The organism is Arthrobacter sp. 05T444, from assembly GCF_056395905.1.
Genome location: NZ_JBFTKK010000007.1, coordinates 160,765 through 177,557, shown reverse-complemented (window position 1 = coordinate 177,557; position 16,793 = coordinate 160,765). Strand labels below are relative to the sequence as shown.

The following is a 16,793-nucleotide window of genomic DNA, read 5'->3' as shown; positions in this document are numbered from 1 at the left end:
GTTCTATGTCATAACTACCTATCAGTAGGTACTGTGGGGTTCGGCTGACCATCGCTGGGATCGACAAGACCTGTCAACCCCACGCGGCCTGGCCGCATGAGCCCGGCAACGCAGCCGGGACGGTTCCTTATGAAAGGTTCAAATCACTCGTGAAATCAGCAGGAAAAAGCTTCTTCCGAAGCCGGGGGGCCCGGAAAGCAGCGGCACTTTGTGTCGGCTTGCCTTTGCTCCTTTCATCCGTCGCCGCTTCGCCCGCCATCGCCGGCCCGCCACAGGGTCCGGCGGCGGCTGCGCAGCAAAAGAACATTAATCCGAACGATTACCAGGCGGGGCGCTACATCGTGGTCCTGGCCGAAAAGCCCGCAGCCACCTACGATGGCGGCACAGCAGGACTGCCGGCCACTAAACCGAAGTCAGGCCGCAAACTCGACGCCAGCCGGGCCGAAGTGCGGAAGTACCAGGCACACCTGGAGGCGAAGCAGACAGCGCTCGCCACTAAGGAACATGTGCAGATCCGGCACAAGTACACTGCCGCACTGAACGGGTTCAGTGCCACACTCACTGCCGACCAGGCCGTGAACCTCGCCAAGAGCGCGGACGTACTCGCAGTCGCCCCGGACACCCAGCGGGCGCCGGACTACTCCACCACCGACTTCCTCAAGCTCAGTGGACCCCGAGGCACTTGGAACACCCAGTTTGGCGGTCAGGCCGGAGCGGGCAAGGGCGTTGTGGTCGGAGTCATCGATTCCGGATACACACCGTCCAGCGCCTTCTTTGCCGGAGAAGAGGTAAAGCCCCTCACCGGCGAGGCGAAGGTCGGCGTTCCTTACCGCACCGCCGGCGGCAAGATCGCCATGCTGAAGTCCGACGGCAGCACGTTTGAAGGTGAGTGCCAGAAAGGCGAAGGGTTCGACGGCAAAGCCTGCAACTCTAAGGTCCTGAGCGCACGCTACTTCTCGGAAGCGTTCGAGGACACCGTGGACAAGGCGGACCGCGCACCGGAAGAACTGATTTCCCCGGTCGACGTAGGCAGCCACGGAACCCACACGGCCAGCACCGCTGCCGGAAACGCCAACGTGGAGTCGTTTGTGGATGGCCGCAGCTTCGGCCTGACCAGCGGCATCGCGCCGGCGGCCAAGCTCTCGGTCTATAAGATCTGCTGGGAGGACAACGACCCCGCCACGGGTGGCTGCTACACCTCATCCTCCATCGATGCGATCAACCAGGCCGTGATGGACGGCGTTGACGTGCTGAACTACTCGATCTCGGGCACCACGTCCACCACCACCGACCCGGTCTCCATGGCCTTCCTGTCTGCAGCCTCCGCCGGCATCTTCGTGGCCGCGTCGGCAGGCAACTCGGGCCCCGATGCCAGCACGGTGAACCACGGCGAACCGTGGGTCACCACGGTTGCCGCCAGCAGCTTCTCCCAGGAACTGCAGGGCACCGTTGAGTTCTCCGACGGCAGCAAGTACCGCGGCGCCAGCATCATGAACCGCGAAGTAGCCGGTGCCGGTGTGGTCCTCGCCGCAAACGCCCCCTCGGGGACCGACGCCACGCCACGGCTGTGCGGCCCCGGATCGCTGGATCCGGCAAAGATATCCGGGAAAGTCGTGGTCTGTGACCGAGGCACCTACGACCGCGTTGCCAAGAGCGCCGAAGTGGCGCGCGGCGGCGGCGTGGGCATGATCCTGGTCAACGTCTCCGCGTCGTCCCTCGACGCGGACAAGCACTCTGTCCCGACGGTCCACGTGAACCCTCCCGCGACGGAAGAGATCAAGGCCAAGGTGGCGGCGAACCCGGCCATCACGGTCTCCCTCGTCAACAAGGACACCACCGGGCTGCCTGCTGAAGCGCAGCCGCAGATCGCCGGCTTTTCGTCCCGCGGTCCGCTGCTTGCCACGGACTCCGATCTCCTGAAGCCCGACGTCGCAGCCCCGGGTGTTGCCATCCTGGCCGGTGTATCGCCGATCGGTGCCGGCGGGGACAAGTTCGGATTCATGTCCGGAACTTCCATGGCCTCCCCGCACGTTGCCGGTTTCGGCGCCCTCATCCTGGGCAAGAACCCGAACTGGTCACCGGCGGCCGTGAAGTCGGCCATGATGACAACGGCCAGTGACGTCAAGCTCGCGGACGGCAAAAAGAACACCGATGTCCTGGCCACCGGCGCCGGGCAGGTGGATCCGGCCCGCGTGCTGGATCCGGGCCTGGTCTACGACGCCGACGGCGACGATTACCTGCGGTTCATCCAGGGAACCGGTGTTGACCTGGGCATCCCGGGCCTCGGCGCCACCAAGCCGCGCGACATGAACGTCCCGTCGTTCTCGCTCGGAAACCTGGCGGGCAGGATCGAGGTCACCCGCACGGTGACGGCGCTGACGCCGGGCGTATACCGCGCCAAGGCCAGCGTGCCTGGTGTCAAAGTGACGGTCACCCCGTCCATCCTGTCGTTCAACGCACCCGGTGAAAAGCGCACGTTCAAGGTTTCCTTCGAGAACCAGAGCGCCAAACTGGGGTACTTCGCCACGGGCTCGCTCACTTGGCAGGGGTCGAACAAGACTGTGGCCTCGCCGATTGCGGTACGTCCCCAGTCAGTCGTGGCCCCGAAGGACGTCGCCTTCACGTCGCAGGGAGGCAACGGCTCCGGAAACATCAGCATCGTGTCCGGTTCAAGCTCGCCCACCAACGTGACGCTGGACGGCCTGTCCAAGGCGGATTCCTCCGCCATCGAGCTGGTCCCCGGGCCGTTCAAGTACGCGGCCGATGCCTCGAACTTCGTCAAGACCGTCGACGTTCCGGCCGGTGCACCGCTGGCCAAGCTGTCCGTGTTCTCCGCGGATGAAAGCGCAGACTTCGACATGGTTGTCATCACCCCCGACAACCAGGCGATCGTTGTTGCTACGGCCTCGTCCAGCGAATCGGTGTCCATTCCGAATCCAGCGGCGGGCACCTACACAATGTTCGTGAATCTCTACGACAGCCCCAAGGGCCAGCCCACCAAGGCTTCCGTGGACGCAGCGGTACTGGGCGCAAACGTGGGCAATGCGACCGTGACTCCTGACCCTGTTCGCCTTGCCAACGGCGCGTCCGGCAAACTCGCTCTGGCCTGGAACAGCCTGGCTCCCGGTTCGTACATTGGCCGGGTCACGTTCGCCGGCGCCAGCGCACCGACCTTCGTGAGCGTAGTGGTGACGCCCGGCGCGACCACCGCGGTTCCGCCGGCTTCGGAGGATCCGAAGAAGAAGAAGGAAAGAGGGAAGGTCCACAACGAGGACCTGACCAAGGCTCCGGATAACTCCATCTAGGAAGGTCCCGGAACCTGGTTCCCCGTCTGGGGGAATCCTGACAGCAGCGGCCGGCGGTGCAGACCGCCGGCCACTGCCGATTAACCGGCACCGTCCGCCCAAGCCGGTGCCCACCGCCGGCCCAGTTAGGCCTCAGATGGCGCCCGTCGACCCGGATACACCGCCCAGCAGCGGGGAAAGCGCGCGCCAGCGGGCGATTTCGCAGCCGTCCGTCAGGGAAAAGCGCGCATGCACCTGGCGTTCGCCGAAAGTTCCGGTGACCACAGCCACCTGCGGACCGCCGTACTGCTGCGTACAGAGTTTGGGCGGACCGGGCACTGGGAAGAATATCCCCTCCCCGAAGCGTTCGACGGCGGCTATCGCCCCCGCGGGGTCAGGCAGCGTTGTCTCGGGGCGGCCGCCGGCGCGGCGGACAAGAGTGAATACGTGGTCCGGGCCGCCGGGCGCCTCGCTCAGGGTGACGGTGAGGTCGAGGTCGAGGTCCGGGTGCTCAGCGCTGCTGTTCACTTTTCTTCCTTCAACTGGGAGCCGTGCGGGGATCTCTCCGACAGACTTTCCGGGCCCAGAGAGTCAAACAGGGGCTTGAGTGCCTCCAGCAACCTGCCGCGCAGGATCTGGGCCTCAGCAGAGAACGCGCGCTGGTGCTCCACATAGCTGGCCTTACCCTCCGCCGTCTCAATCCTGATCGGGGGATATCCCCACTCGGCGAGGTCGTAGGGGGAGGCCTGCATGTCCATGGCCCGTACCCGCCAGGACAGTTCGAAGCAGTCCATCACCAGCTCGCCCGGCAACGCGGGTGAGAGCTTGTAGGCCCACTTGTACAGGTCCATGTTCGCGTGGAGGCAGCCGGGCTGCTCCGTGGACAGCTGGTTCTCCCTGCTCGGCGACAGTTCGTTCAGCGGAAGGGCGTCAGGGGTGTAGAAACGGAACGCATCAAAATGTGAACAGCGGATCCTGTTTTCTTCTACCACCTTGTCCGTGCCGGCTTCGCCCAGCCGCAGCTTCAGGTACTCGTGCCGGAGCTCAAACTTGTCCTGGCGGTAGACCATGGCCCACTCGTGCAGGCCGAAGCAGCCGAACTGCGCCGGGCGGGCGGCCGTGCCTGCCAGGATGACCTGGGCAAAGACCAGGGCTTCGCGGCGCCGGGCCAGAAAGGCGTCGCGGTCCAGCGTGACAGCGGTGCTGCCGGGCGGCAGGCCGCACAAGGAGAGTTCGCCGTCGTCGAGCCCGCGGTAATACTTCCAGTCCCTCCGCGGGGCCGCCTCCGCTCCGGAGAGGACAACGCCGGCTCCCGGATGCCAGCGCATCAGCTGGCCGGGCTTCTGTGTGTAATAGGTGAACAGGAAGTCTTCCACCGGGTGCTTGCGGCCGGCGGAACGGCGGGCAAGGTAGGGGTCGGCGTAGCGCCGCACACGCCTGGCATGCGCGGCCTCAATCTCCAGCCAGTCAACGGCGGGAAGCACCTGAAGCTGAATATCCCGCCTCGGAAGCGTCACGCCGGGCACGGACCTAAACTGCTCCACTGGCAGTACCAAGGATGTCCCGGGCGGCGTTCCAGGCCCCGATTTCGCAGCCGTTCCGCAAAGTGAAGGTGACCTCCACCGGAGTGCCGCCGACGACACCCGAGACCGTGGCTACCTGAGGGCCACCGTACTGCTGGGTGCAGGAGACGTCTTTGCGGGGCGCAGGCTGGTTTAGGATGGCCGCGTTCTTCTTCAACGCCGCGCAGGCGGCGGCCGCCTTGGGATGCTGGCTTTCGGACATGGGAGCACCGTCCTTGCACACCAGCGTGTAGTTGACGGCAGTTCCCTCTTTCGAGGGCCTTACCGTGATGGCGAGTTCGGCGTCGCCGGTCCCTGGCCCGGAGGGCAGCGGAGCGGCGGCAGGCGGCGCCGGGGCGGGGACTGTGGTCACGGCGTCGGGCGGCGTGGTGCCAGGAGCCGTCGTACCCGGAGAGGCCGTGCCGGGAGCGGTCGTGCCCGGTGTGGTGGTGCCGGGGGCGGTGGTGCCTGGCGTCGCGCCCGGGGATTGCGAACCAGGCGTGCCAGTGCCCGGGGATTCGCTGGTGGTTCCGGTGGTCGCCGAAGGCTGGCCGGTTCCGGTGTCCGGGGTGCAGGCAGCCAGTCCGCCCATCGCTCCGAGGGCGAGCAGCACAGAAATAAATTGCTTGCGCATGCCAGGTCTCCTCAAGTTTTTCCCATTCTACCGTCGGCGTCTGCAGCGGTCCGGAACGGCCCGGTAACGGTATCCGGCAATTGCTAACGGAAGGGTATCGATTCTTGGCGGCGTCCGCGGTATCTTTCTGACATTGACGGGTGCGCGGCAACAACCAAAGAGTGATGACGCCCATGGGGGGCAGAGCGTCCAGTTCGTGGGACCGAAGGTCTACAGGTCCTGAACAAAGGAAGGCATCTCCCCATGACCACGCAAAGAATTTCCCGCCACAGATTCAGCAAACGGCTGCCGGCAGTCCTTGCCGTCGGCCTCGCCATGGTTGTTGGCCAGGGCCTCACCGCGCCGACGTCCGCCGCACCCGGACCGTCCTCGGGCCAGGCAATTGCCGGCTCCCGGACATCGGCGTTTGACGACGGCCGCTACATCGTGATGCTCAAGGACAAGCCCTTGGCCACCTATTCGGGCGGTGTGGCCGGGATACCCGGCACGGCCGTTCCGAAGGGCAAGAAGCTGAACCCCTCCGGGCCCAACTCGCGCAAATACGATGCGCACCTCCGGTCAAAGCAGCGGCAGGCGGCAGCAGCCAAGGGCGTGAGGATTGATGAGAGCTTCACCCTGGCTGTCAACGGCTTCAGCGCCGTTCTTTCGGCTGACCAGGCCAAAGGGCTCGCCGGTGACACCAGCGTGCTGGCCGTCGTCCCCGATGCCCTGCGCAAGCCGGATTACTCCAGCACCGATTTTCTCGGCCTTCCAGGCGGGGACGGCGTATGGCAGGACCAGTTCGGTGGCGAGGCGGATGCGGGCAAGGGCGTCGTAGTGGGCATGCTGGACACCGGATACTCCCCGGACAACCCGTTCTTCACCGGCGATCCGGTCGAGCCGCTCTCCGGAACTCCCAACGTCGGCGAACCGTACCATCTGCAGGGCAATGTCATCGCCATGCGCAAGGCCAATGGCGGGACGTTCGTGGGCGACTGCGTGAGCGGTGACGGATTCGACGGAACCGAGTGCAACAGCAAGGTGCTCGGCGCCCGGTTCTACGACAAGGCCTACAAAGCGGCCGTTCCGCCCGAACTGCGGTCTCCGCTTGAGCTGTTCTCCCCGATTGACGTAAACGGCCACGGCTCGCACACAGGCAGCACCGCCGCCGGAAACAGCGATGTCACCCAGACTGCCGGTGGACGTGACTTCGGGACGAGCTCGGGTGTTGCGCCGGCGGCGAAGATCGCGGTGTACAAGGTGTGCTGGGAAGGCTCGACCCCGGACACCACAGGATGCCTCGAATCTGACATTCTCAATGCCATCCAGGACGCCGTCCTTGACGGCGTGGATGTGCTGAACTACTCCATCTCCGGCAACAACAATTCAACGGTCGACGCCGTTTCACTCGCCTTCCTCAATGCCGCCGCAGCAGGGGTGTTCGTGGCGGCCTCGGCGGGCAACTCCGGCCCGATCGCCAGCACGGTGAACCATGCCGGCCCGTGGCTGACAAGCGTCGCCGCCTCCACGTTCGACAGCTCGCTCCGCGGAACGGCCGAATTGTCCAACGGTGCCAAGTTCGCCGGAGCGAGTGTGATGAGCGAGGAAGTGGCAGCGAAGCCGATTGCCCTGGCATTGGCCGTAAAAGCGGCCGCCGCCACTGATGCCGACGCTGCCCTGTGTGCCCCGAACGCACTGGATCCGGCCAAGGCCGCAGGGAAGATCGTGGTCTGCGACCGCGGCATTTTCCCGCGCACCGCCAAGAGCGATGAGGTCAAGCGCGCTGGCGGCGTTGGCATGGTGCTGGTCAACGTGACGCCGGGCTCGCTGGATACGGACCTGCACAGCGTTCCGACCGTGCACGTTGCTGACCCCAAGATCAAGGACGTGGTCGCGGCTAATCCGGGAATGACCGCCAGCCTCAAGGCCACCGACACGACAGGTGCTGCACTTCCGCCGGTACCGCAGATCGCTGAGTTCTCCTCCCGCGGTCCAACGCTGGCGTCCGACGGCGACCTGCTGAAGCCGGATGTCGCGGCGCCCGGTGTGGCCGTCCTGGCCGCCGTGTCGCCGATCGGCTTCAAGGGCGAGAACTTCGGGTTCCTGTCCGGCACCTCCATGGCTGCGCCGCACATCGCAGGATCCGGTGCGCTTCTGCTCGGCAAAAACCCGCAGTGGTCCCCGGCGGCCGTGAAGTCCGCCATCATGACCACCGCATACGACCTGGTCAACGCCGACGGTGCTGAGGTTCACGACGTCTTCGCCCAGGGCGCGGGCGAGGTGGATCCGTCAAAGTTCGCCTCGCCGGGCCTGGTTTACGACGCCGGGATCGCCGACTGGATGGGCTTCCTCCAGGGTCAGGGCATCGACTTGGGCGTAGCACCCGTGGCCGCAAAGGACGTCAACGTGCCGTCGGTTGCCCTCGGCGCCCTTGCCGGCAGTCAGACGGTCAAGCGCACGGTCACGGCGGTGAAGGGGGGAACCTACAGTGCCGCAGTCGACGTTCCGGGCATCAAGGCAACCGTGAGCCCCGCAGAGGTGACCCTGAAAGAAGGGGAGAGCGCCACCTTCACCATCACCTTCGCCACCGCCGGTGCCCCGCTGAATGCGTATGCCACCGGATCCCTGACGTGGACATCGTCCGATAACAGCGTGCGGTCTCCGGTGGCGGTGCGGCCGGTGGCCCCGTAGCCGCTGTCACCGTAGCCGCTGTCCAGCTGCCGGACACTTGGCTGGCGGGCACTTAACAAGGACGACGCCGGCACTCACCTCACGGGGTGAGTGCCGGCGTCGTGCGCTGTCCCGTTCTTGCGGGTCATCCCGTTGCCCGGCCTAATCCGGAGCTCAGCTCCGGGCGGCGCCGGTTGCGGCGATGAGGTCCATCATCGCGCGGTGCAGCGTCTCCACCTGTTCCCGCGTGAGGCCCAGCTTGGCCATCATGGTGCCGGGAACCGAGGTTGCCTGTTGACGCAGTGCTGCTCCGGCGGGGGTCAGCGCCACGGCCAGGGTCCGTTCGTTTCCCTCGACGCGGCGCCTCGAGATGAAACCGGCCGATTCCAGACGACGGAGGAGGGGGGAGATGGTGGCGGGCTCCTGGGCAAGTGCCTCGCTGATGTCACGGACTGAGCGGGGGCTGGATTCCCACAGGCACAGCATGACCAGGTACTGGGGGTGGGTTAGGCCCAGCCTCTCCAGGACCGGCTTGTAGGCGCCGACGACGCCGCGTGAGGCGACCGTCAGCGCGAAGCACAACTGGCGTTCCAGCAGAAGATCGTCCTCCACGGATTCGGCAGCGGCGTCGTGGACCGCTTCGTCGGCGGCCGGGTACGTTGCCGGGGCATTCCGGTTCCCTGTCATGAGCGTTCCTTCAATAGTTAGTGCACTAATAATTAGTGTATCGTTGATTCTGGCAGCAGCCTTCGAAATGGAGAAGTGGATACCGTGGCAAAAGAGAATGCTTCACAACGGTTCATGCGGGCAACCGGCAAGCTGAAGGCGATATTCGGCCCCGCGAACCGGAGTTCCCTGGTGCACGACATGACCGAGGAGAACCGCAGGCTGCTCGCCCAGCGCGAGGCCGAAACCCAGCAGTGGGAAACGGTCCACCGCCCGGACGGCAGCACCTACGTCGTGCCGCGCAATCCGGACGATAAGTCCCTCCGCTAGGCGCTGAAGAGGCCGGGGCCTTTTCGGCAGTCCCGGCGTAAAATGAGGGCACTGGCAGTTACGAAGAGCAGATGCTCGACCTTCGTTCAGGGAAGGAGGTGGGACTTGTGGCACATGTACTCGCTGGCTTTATGGACCTGACCGACAGGCTCCGGTTCGTATTCGGCCCTGCCACCCAAGGCGATTCCTCAGCGCCGGTGGTTCACATGCATGACGACTTCGAGCACGCCTCGGAAGACGATCTGGCGCAGTTTGAGGTCGAGACCGATTCCGAAGGCCATCACTACGCAGTGCGCAAGAGCGATCTCCAGTAGGGGGAAATCCTGAAACTTGCGCAGTGAACACGACGCATTGAACATGGCGCGCTCCACGGCGCATGACCAACGCGACTGCTGGCCTGGCTGAGCCAGACCGGCAGTCGTTTTCTTGTGCCTGAAGCCTTTGGTTAGCGGCCTGTGCCGCCGTAGACCGTTGCCTCGTCTTCGCTGTCCAGGTCGAACGCCTTGTGGATGGCCCGGACGGCGTCGTCCAGCAGATCGGCGTGCGTCACCACAGAGATGCGGATTTCTGACGTGGAGATCATGTTGATGTTGATGCCGGCGTCGGACAGGGCCTTGAAGAACGTGGCCGAAACGCCCGGGTGGGAGCGCATGCCCGCGCCGATCAGCGAAAGCTTGCCGATCTGCTCGTTGTACTCAATGCTTTCGAAGCCGATCTCCGGCTCGGCCGCCCGGAGGGCCGCGAGGGCGTCTGCACCTTCCACGATGGGCAGCGTAAAGGAAATGTCCGTGCGGCCGGTCCCGTGCGTGGAGACGTTCTGGACAATCATGTCGATGTTCGAGTGCGCGTCCGCGATCACCTGGAAAATCGCGGCTGCCTTGCCGGGGATGTCCGGAACACCCACGACGGTGACCTTGGCTTCGGACCGGTCGTGTGCAACACCGGAGATGATTGGCTGCTCCAAGGCAACTCCCTCTTGAGTCTTGATTTTGTCGTCGGCGCCCGGCAGGACCCAGGTGCCTTCGTGCTGGCTGAATGAGGAACGGACGTGCAGCGGCACACCGAACCGGCGGGCGTACTCGACGCACCGCAGGTGGAGGATCTTGGCTCCCGACGCGGCCAGTTCCAGCATTTCCTCGCTGGAGATGCGGTCGATTTTCTGGGCGGATGGCACCACGCGCGGATCGGCGGTGTAGATTCCGTCCACGTCCGTGTAGATCTCGCAGACATCGGCGTCGAGGGCGGCCGCAAGGGCAACGGCGGTGGTGTCCGAGCCGCCGCGGCCCAGGGTAGTGATCTCGTTGGTGGTGCGGCTCATGCCCTGGAAGCCGGCAACGATGGCAATATGGCCCTTGTCGAGGGCCGTCCGGATGCGGTGCGGATCGACATCGATGATCCGGGCCTTGCCGTGGATGCCGTCGGTGATCATGCCGGCCTGGGAACCGGTGAAAGACTGGGCGGAGGCGCCGAACTTGTTGATGGCCATTGCCAGCAGCGCCATGGAAATGCGTTCGCCGGCGGAGAGCAGCATGTCCATCTCCCGGGCCGGAGCGGAATCGGTGACCTGCGCAGCGAGATCCAGCAGTTCGTCCGTGGTGTCGCCCATCGCAGAAACCACCACAACGACCTCGTTGCCGGCTTTCTGCGCGTCGACAACGCGCTTGGCAACCCGCTTGACGCCCTCCGCGTCGGCCACCGAGGAGCCGCCGAACTTCTGCACGATGAGCTGGGCGGTGGCGGCCGGCTTAACGGCGTGCTCCTGCGGCTGCGGCTCGGTCTTCACATCGGTACTGGGCATACTCATGCGTGCACCTTCACTGGATCAATCGGAGTTCTGGAGGCCAGGCGGCCTTGCGGCGCGGCGGCGTAACTGATGTGACCAGTTTATCGCCGCCCCCGGCGGGCGTTGAATTGTGACCCCGGACGGTCAGCTGAGGGCGTTGCGGCGGCCCTCGAAGGCCCGGCCGAGTGTCACTTCGTCGGCGTACTCGAGGTCGCCGCCTACCGGGAGGCCGGAAGCCAACCGTGTCACTGCGATGCCGATCGACTTGAGCATCCGGGCAAGATACGTGGCCGTTGCTTCCCCCTCGAGGTTGGGGTCGGTGGCAATAATGATTTCCTGGATGGCGCCGTCGTTGAGGCGGGTCAGGAGTTCGCGGATCCGCAGCTGGTCGGGACCGATACCGGCGATGGGGTTTATCGCGCCGCCCAGCACATGGTATCTGCCCCGGAAAGAGCGGGTACGCTCCACCGCCAGGACATCCTTGGATTCTTCCACTACACAGATGACGGAGGGGTCCCGGCGCGGGTCCCGGCAGATGTTACAGAGCTCCTGCTCGGTCACGTTGCCGCAGGCCGTGCAGAACTTAACACGTTCCTTGACCGTGGTGATGGCATCCGCGAGGCGCTTCATGTCCTGGGGATCGGCCTCCAGAATGTGGAAGGCCAGCCGCTGGGCCGACTTTGGCCCGACGCCGGGCAGGCGTCCGAGCTCGTCGATCAGCTCTTGAACTGCACCCTCGTACACAACGTCCTCGATTACTTGGTTGGAAGATGGCCGCTAACCCGTGCCGCCGGCACGGCGCGACCGGCGACGGACAGCGGACGGAGCGGGCGGGCAGTCCGTTCTAATAACGGGGCACCAGCGGACTTCCGTCCAGTGACCGTTCCTCAATCAGCTTTCCGCCCAGAATACGCTCAACCGCGGCCCTGCCAAACACGCCGGACTCCTCGATGGTTTCGTCGTCCGCGCTGGGGATGTCCTGTACGTAGGACGCCACGGAGTCGGCCTTGCGGGCCGGTGCCTTCGCCCGCCCTGCTTCGGCTTCTGGGCTGTTCGACAGCCTCTGGTAGAGGCTGAGCTTTCCGCTGGCGGGAAGTACAGGTGCCGCCTCGGGCGACGCAGCCGGGACTGCCTCAGGGCGGGGCTGTGAAGCGGGCGCCGCGCTTGGCGCGAATGCAGTGGCGTGGGCTGCCGGAACCGGAGCGGACGCCATGGCATAGGCAGGAGCGAACGCTGGCGTGCCTGCTTCAGGCTCGGTGGATTGAGCCTGTGCCGGAACGTGGGCGTCGACCGCAGCCGGCGTGGACACCGAAGCGCCTGCCAGGACCGGTTCCGCCGGGGGCACCTGAGCCGTTGCCGGTTCATAGCGCGGTGCAGTTGTTGCTGGCGGCGTTTGCCCACTTCCATCCGCGGTTTCGCCCGAATACTTGCCCACATTGCTTTCGGAGCCAATGAGCCACACGCCGGGGGCCTGTTCCACGGCACGCGTCCAGGGGTCGCCGGAGTTATCGGGCACTGACTGGCGGTCAGTTTGGCCGGGTCCGTCCTTTTGTTCGGCGCGTTCAGCTGGTGCCGGGTGCCCAGTCGGTGCCGATACCGCGTCGGCAGCCTGGCGCGGCAGATCCTGCGACGACGGAGCATTGTGCTGCTGACGTTGGGGCGAAGGCTCCCAGTCCATGGGCGGTTCTTCGTCCAGGGGCGGGGCGTCCTCGTCGAGGGGCGGACCCCAGTCGTCGTCAGGGTAGGAGTAGGAGCCGCCCAGTCCGGCACCGGATTGCTGCCCAGCGTCGCCTGATGGCAGGTCATCTGATGACACGGCGTCTGATGACACGGCGTCGTCCGGTTGGCCGGCGTCGGCGGGCTGCAGCGAAGCGGTGGCCGCAGGAGCGGGCGAAGGCTGACTGCCGGTGCCGTGATCCGGGGCGGTTGGAGCGGGTGCCGGACCAGGGGGCGGCGTCCAGCCTGACACGCCAGCAGGCGAGGCTGGTGGGGTTGAAGCCGACGACGGAACCACCGCGGAAGCCGCACCGGGCGAAACGGCCGATGCCGCTGCCGGCGCTTGCACCTGCCGCTCCGGTTCCCGCGCGGATTGAGGCGTGGCCGGGGTCAGCCCCCAGTCCGCATCCGTGGTGGTAGCCGGGATGTCCCGGCTAGTAGGCCCTTTTGGGTTTGGGTCAGAGCTCGCTGCGCTATTGGATCCGCCTGCCGTCGCAGTGATCTGGCAGTCGATGCCGATGGTCTTGTGGATGGCCTGCCGCAGGTTCTCGGAATGGTCGGCGCGCCCGAAGGCTCCCGCCAGCCCGGGCGTCGTGAAGACCAGCGTCAGCACCTGACCGTCGAACTGGCCAACCTGGGCGTTGGGCTCCACAAGCGCCCAGGTGCTGCGCTTGATTTTCGTGAGCGTCTGCAGGATCTCCGGCCATGCACGCCGCAGCACTTCGACGTCGGCGGCTGCACCCGCAGGCGCTGAAGCTGCTGCGCGAGGGGCAGTGGCCGGAGTTGCAGCAGGTGCTGAGGGCGCCACTTCCGGGCGTGACTCCGCGGCGTGCGCAGGCGCGGCGCCGGAGGCGGGCGGGGCAGCCTGCGCAGGTTGAGCGGGTTCTTTTGGCTGGGCGTGCGGAACGGGCTCGCGTCCGGTGCCGGCAGCCGAATCGGAGGACGGCCTGCGGACGCCTGGCTGCGGTTCTTCCACCGGCCAGTCGCTGCTGCTGATCCGGGGTGCAGCGATGGTCTCCCGCTCTGCAGGCGTGCCGACCTGCGGGACAGCCGGTGGGTGGCTGCCTGGCGCTTGAGTGGCAGTCCCGGCGGTCGAAGGGGCCGGCGTCGTAGCGGGCGCGGGAACAGCGGCCGGTCGGGGAGCAGCGGCCGGTGCCGGGGGAGCAGCGGGCGCGGGAACAGTGGCCGGCGTCGCAGCGGGCGCGGGAGCAGTGGCCGGGGGAGCAGTGGCCGCCGGAGCGCCGACGTCGTTCCCTGCGTAATTGAGTCTGCGCTCCACGCGGTCGATCCGCGCCGCAATGCCGCGTTCGGTCTGTTCCGAACTGGGCAGCAGGATGCGGGCGCAAAGCAGCTCGAGGTGCAGCCGCGGGGAGGTGGCGCCGGTCATCTCCGTCAGGGCGGTGTTGGTGACGTCGGCTGCCCGCGACAGTTCGGCGGCGCCCAAGTTGTGCGCCTGGTTCTGCATCCGCGCGATCTGGTCGGCCGGCGTGCCCCGAAGGATGGACTGTGCGCTTTCCGGCATGGCCTGGACGATGATGAGGTCCCGGAAGCGTTCCAGGAGGTCTTCGACGAAGCGGCGGGGATCATGCCCGGTCTGAATGACACGGTCCACCGCCCGGAAAACGGTCGCGGAATCGGAGGCGGCAATGGCCTCAACCACATCGTCCAAGAGCGAAGCGTGGGTGTAGCCAAGGAGCGCGACGGCGAGCTCGTAGTCCAGGCCGTCGGGTCCGGCTCCGGCCATGAGCTGGTCAAGAACCGACAGCGAATCCCTGACAGAGCCTGCGCCCGCGCGGATGACCAGAGACAGCACGCCTGGCGCCACGGGAACGTTTTCCTGCTTGCAGAGCAGCTCGAGGTACGCCATCAGCGGTTCCGGCGGCACCAGCCGGAAGGGATAGTGGTGCGTGCGGGACCGGATGGTTCCGATGACCTTGTCCGGCTCGGTGGTGGCAAAGATGAATTTGATGTGTTCCGGCGGCTCTTCAACGATTTTCAGCAGGGCGTTGAAGCCTGCCGAGGTGACCATGTGGGCTTCGTCGATGATGAAGATCTTGTAGCGATCCCGAACGGGGGCGTAGGTAGCCCGCTCCCGGAGGTCCCGGGCATCGTCAACACCGCCGTGGCTGGCGGCGTCGATCTCGATCACGTCGAGTGATCCTGAGCCGCCGCGGGCCAGTTCAATGCAGCTGGGGCACACGCCGCAGGGGGTGTCTGTGGGACCTTCCGCGCAGTTGAGGCAGCGGGCCAGGATGCGGGCCGAAGTGGTCTTGCCGCAGCCGCGCGGTCCGGAGAAAAGGTAGGCGTGGTTCACGCGGTTTTTGCGCAGGGCCGTCATGAGCGGCTCCGTGACATGTTCCTGCCCGATAACGTCCGCGAACGAATCGGGGCGGTACCTACGGTAAAGGGCGGTAGTAACAGTCACAGAGAAAACCCTACCAATCGGGACTGACATAAAAGACCCCCCATGCACCCGCCAGAGCCCGTCTACCCTTGCTACCTTCCGGTCCTGGGGGAGTTCAACAGGATGACGCCACATGAGGGGCCGTCAGACAGTTTACCCGAAGTTTCGGCGTGCCCCGAATCGGCCCGGGAGCGCCCCCACGCCGGCTACCGATGCCCGTTCACCGGCCAGGTCATGAACGCCGGTTCCTCGTAGGGGTGGGCCGCCCGCAGTGCACGTACGACGGCGTCGAGCACGGCATCATCCACCACGCACTCGATCCGGTGTTCAGGCACCATCTCCTGCACACCTTCCGTGCCGAGAAACGGCCGGGAGCCGCTCAGGGGCGTGAACCGCCCCGTTCCCGGCGACGTGAAAGAGCAATGCGAATAGTGGCCAAGCCGCCCGGCACCCGCGTCCCCGACGGCGGCCATCAGGGCCTCGGCATGTGACTCGGGAACATACACGACAAGGGCGTGGAGCTGCGACATGACACCCATCCTGCCAGCCGCGTACCGGCCCGTCACGGCCGAACAACCACGGCGAAAAATAGGGCCCAATCCACTCAATTGGGCGATGCCGGAAAGTTCGGGTATTCTAGTATCTGCTTTTGATTCAGAAGCAACTGGAGAATTCGCCTAGCGGCCTATGGCGCACGCCTGGAACGCGTGTTGGGTTAACGCCCTCGGGGGTTCAAATCCCCCATTCTCCGCCATCGTAAACCCCGGTTCTGACATTGTCGGAACCGGGGTTTCGTGTATTCGGGCTTCCCTCCCAAATTACGGAGCTCCCAGCTTTCGGATCCGCTGCCGGGCGGCGCGCTCGCTCGGACTCATCCGGCCCAGCGCCAGGCGCACGACGGCGAGAGTCGCGCTGGTAGCCAGCTTCACCGGGAGGGGCAGCGGGCCAAGACGCGCCTGCCGCAGTCCCAGCATCTCGCGGTATTGGGGTTCCAGGCTGAGCACCGCTCCTTGGAAAAGCACCCGGTATCCGGGCTTCAGGGAGGGGTGCAACGGCGGATTCCGAATGAAGGCCACGGTCTCGGCAACCCTCTGGTCCGCGCGCAAAGCGCCCGTTGCAAACCACGCGTCCAGCTCCCGTTTCAGCTCGGTCTCGCTGAGGGGTGGAGAATTGATGCCCATCAGCCGGCCTGCCTGCGCCCACTCACGGACGTAGGCATCGGGTCCGCCCGGAATGGGGCCGCCCCACCTCTTGTGTGCCTCCAGAAACGAATCGACGAAGGTGACGTGCACCCAGGTGAGCAGCTCAGGATCGTTGGCCGAATAGTCCCGGGCGGCGCCCGTCCCGTCCACGTACGTTCCGCGAACTGACTCGTGAATACGGAGCACGGAGCTGGTCGCAGCCTGTGCATCGGCCGTGGACCCGTAAGCGACGGCGTGGATCCAGCGGGTTGTCCGGGCGAGGCGGCCCAGGGCGTCCTCGCGGAATCTGGAGTGGTCGTGGACCCCGGCGAGGACGCCAGGATGAAGCGACTGCATGAGCAGTGCCCGGATTCCTGCGACCAGGGTGGGCATGCCCCTGTGGACAGCCCAGACGGCGGATCCCGGCAGGAAATAGCCGGCGTCGTCGCCCTCGGCGAACAGCTGCATCCATTCCGGCGGCGCGTCAGGGCTTCCCGTGAGGGTCCGCTTAACTTCTGCCTGCCATTCCCTGGGGAAGTTGCGCATGTTCTATTCTCGCGCACCCGGCCTGGGCCCCCTAAACC

Annotated in this window: 13 protein-coding genes, 1 tRNA gene and 1 other RNA gene; 5 read left to right on the top strand and 10 right to left on the bottom strand. The window is 65.8% G+C overall.

Going from position 1 to position 16,793, the window contains the following annotated elements; all coding sequences use genetic code 11:
- The first annotated feature begins 149 nt into the window (after positions 1-149).
- Positions 150-3,305 (top strand): S8 family serine peptidase, encoded by a 3,156-nt coding sequence (locus AC1DD3_RS09365; protein ID WP_476881493.1) that lies wholly within the window; start codon positions 150-152, stop codon positions 3,303-3,305.
- A 132-nt stretch (positions 3,306-3,437) separates the two neighbouring features.
- On the opposite strand, the gene AC1DD3_RS09360 is transcribed toward AC1DD3_RS09365, so the two are convergent.
- From AC1DD3_RS09360 to AC1DD3_RS09350, 3 genes are read right to left on the bottom strand one after another with little or no spacing between them, the layout of a single operon-like run.
- Positions 3,438-3,812, bottom strand: coding sequence for a serine protease inhibitor (locus tag AC1DD3_RS09360; protein WP_230118718.1), 375 nt, complete (start codon positions 3,810-3,812; stop codon positions 3,438-3,440).
- The gene (locus AC1DD3_RS09355) at positions 3,809-4,780 is read right to left on the bottom strand and encodes a 3-methyladenine DNA glycosylase (protein ID WP_230118757.1); all 972 of its coding nucleotides are present in this window, start codon (positions 4,778-4,780) and stop codon (positions 3,809-3,811) included. The genes AC1DD3_RS09360 and AC1DD3_RS09355 overlap by 4 nt, the downstream gene beginning before the upstream one ends.
- Before the next feature lie 34 nt (positions 4,781-4,814).
- Entirely contained in the window at positions 4,815-5,480 is a 666-nt protein-coding gene (locus tag AC1DD3_RS09350; RefSeq protein ID WP_230118719.1) for an SSI family serine proteinase inhibitor, read from the bottom strand.
- A gap of 243 nt (positions 5,481-5,723) precedes the next feature.
- Here AC1DD3_RS09350 and AC1DD3_RS09345 point away from each other — a divergent pair, with 243 nt between their 5' ends.
- Positions 5,724-8,150 carry a S8 family serine peptidase gene (locus AC1DD3_RS09345; protein ID WP_230118720.1) on the top strand — a complete coding sequence of 809 codons (2,427 nt, stop codon included), beginning with the start codon at positions 5,724-5,726 and terminating at the stop codon, positions 8,148-8,150.
- A gap of 153 nt (positions 8,151-8,303) precedes the next feature.
- Here AC1DD3_RS09345 and AC1DD3_RS09340 read toward each other — a convergent pair whose 3' ends face one another.
- Positions 8,304-8,816 (bottom strand): MarR family winged helix-turn-helix transcriptional regulator, encoded by a 513-nt coding sequence (locus tag AC1DD3_RS09340; RefSeq protein WP_230118721.1) that lies wholly within the window; start codon positions 8,814-8,816, stop codon positions 8,304-8,306.
- Between the two features lie 114 nt (positions 8,817-8,930).
- Here AC1DD3_RS09340 and AC1DD3_RS09335 point away from each other — a divergent pair, with 114 nt between their 5' ends.
- Together AC1DD3_RS09335 and AC1DD3_RS09330 are read left to right on the top strand one after the other, a co-directional pair.
- Positions 8,931-9,125, top strand: a complete 195-nt coding sequence (locus tag AC1DD3_RS09335) for a hypothetical protein (RefSeq protein ID WP_476875205.1) — start codon at positions 8,931-8,933, stop codon at positions 9,123-9,125.
- Positions 9,126-9,196: 71 nt separating this feature from the next.
- On the top strand, positions 9,197-9,439 hold the full coding sequence (locus AC1DD3_RS09330) for a hypothetical protein (RefSeq protein ID WP_476875059.1): 243 nt from the start codon (positions 9,197-9,199) through the stop codon (positions 9,437-9,439).
- Between the two features lie 131 nt (positions 9,440-9,570).
- On the opposite strand, the gene AC1DD3_RS09325 is transcribed toward AC1DD3_RS09330, so the two are convergent.
- From AC1DD3_RS09325 to AC1DD3_RS09305, 5 genes are all read right to left on the bottom strand, one after another.
- The gene (locus AC1DD3_RS09325) at positions 9,571-10,929 is read right to left on the bottom strand and encodes an aspartate kinase (protein ID WP_476875060.1); all 1,359 of its coding nucleotides are present in this window, start codon (positions 10,927-10,929) and stop codon (positions 9,571-9,573) included.
- A 123-nt stretch (positions 10,930-11,052) separates the two neighbouring features.
- Positions 11,053-11,652: a recombination mediator RecR gene (gene recR / locus AC1DD3_RS09320; RefSeq protein WP_230118725.1), complete on the bottom strand. Its 600-nt coding sequence runs from the start codon at positions 11,650-11,652 to the stop codon at positions 11,053-11,055.
- A 100-nt stretch (positions 11,653-11,752) separates the two neighbouring features.
- A complete protein-coding gene (locus AC1DD3_RS09315) occupies positions 11,753-15,079 on the bottom strand; it encodes a DNA polymerase III subunit gamma and tau (protein WP_476881492.1) in 3,327 nt (1,108 codons plus the stop codon).
- Positions 15,078-15,174, bottom strand: an RNA gene (ffs, locus tag AC1DD3_RS09310) — signal recognition particle sRNA small type. Before ffs ends, AC1DD3_RS09315 begins: the two co-directional genes overlap by 2 nt.
- Positions 15,175-15,234: 60 nt before the next feature.
- On the bottom strand, positions 15,235-15,558 hold the full coding sequence (locus AC1DD3_RS09305) for a YqfO family protein (protein ID WP_230118727.1): 324 nt from the start codon (positions 15,556-15,558) through the stop codon (positions 15,235-15,237).
- A gap of 136 nt (positions 15,559-15,694) precedes the next feature.
- Here AC1DD3_RS09305 and AC1DD3_RS09300 point away from each other — a divergent pair.
- Positions 15,695-15,782, top strand: a tRNA-Ser gene (locus AC1DD3_RS09300).
- A 64-nt stretch (positions 15,783-15,846) separates the two neighbouring features.
- Here AC1DD3_RS09300 and AC1DD3_RS09295 read toward each other — a convergent pair.
- A complete protein-coding gene (locus tag AC1DD3_RS09295) occupies positions 15,847-16,755 on the bottom strand; it encodes an oxygenase MpaB family protein (RefSeq protein WP_230118728.1) in 909 nt (302 codons plus the stop codon).
- Between the last annotated feature and the right edge of the window lie 38 nt (positions 16,756-16,793).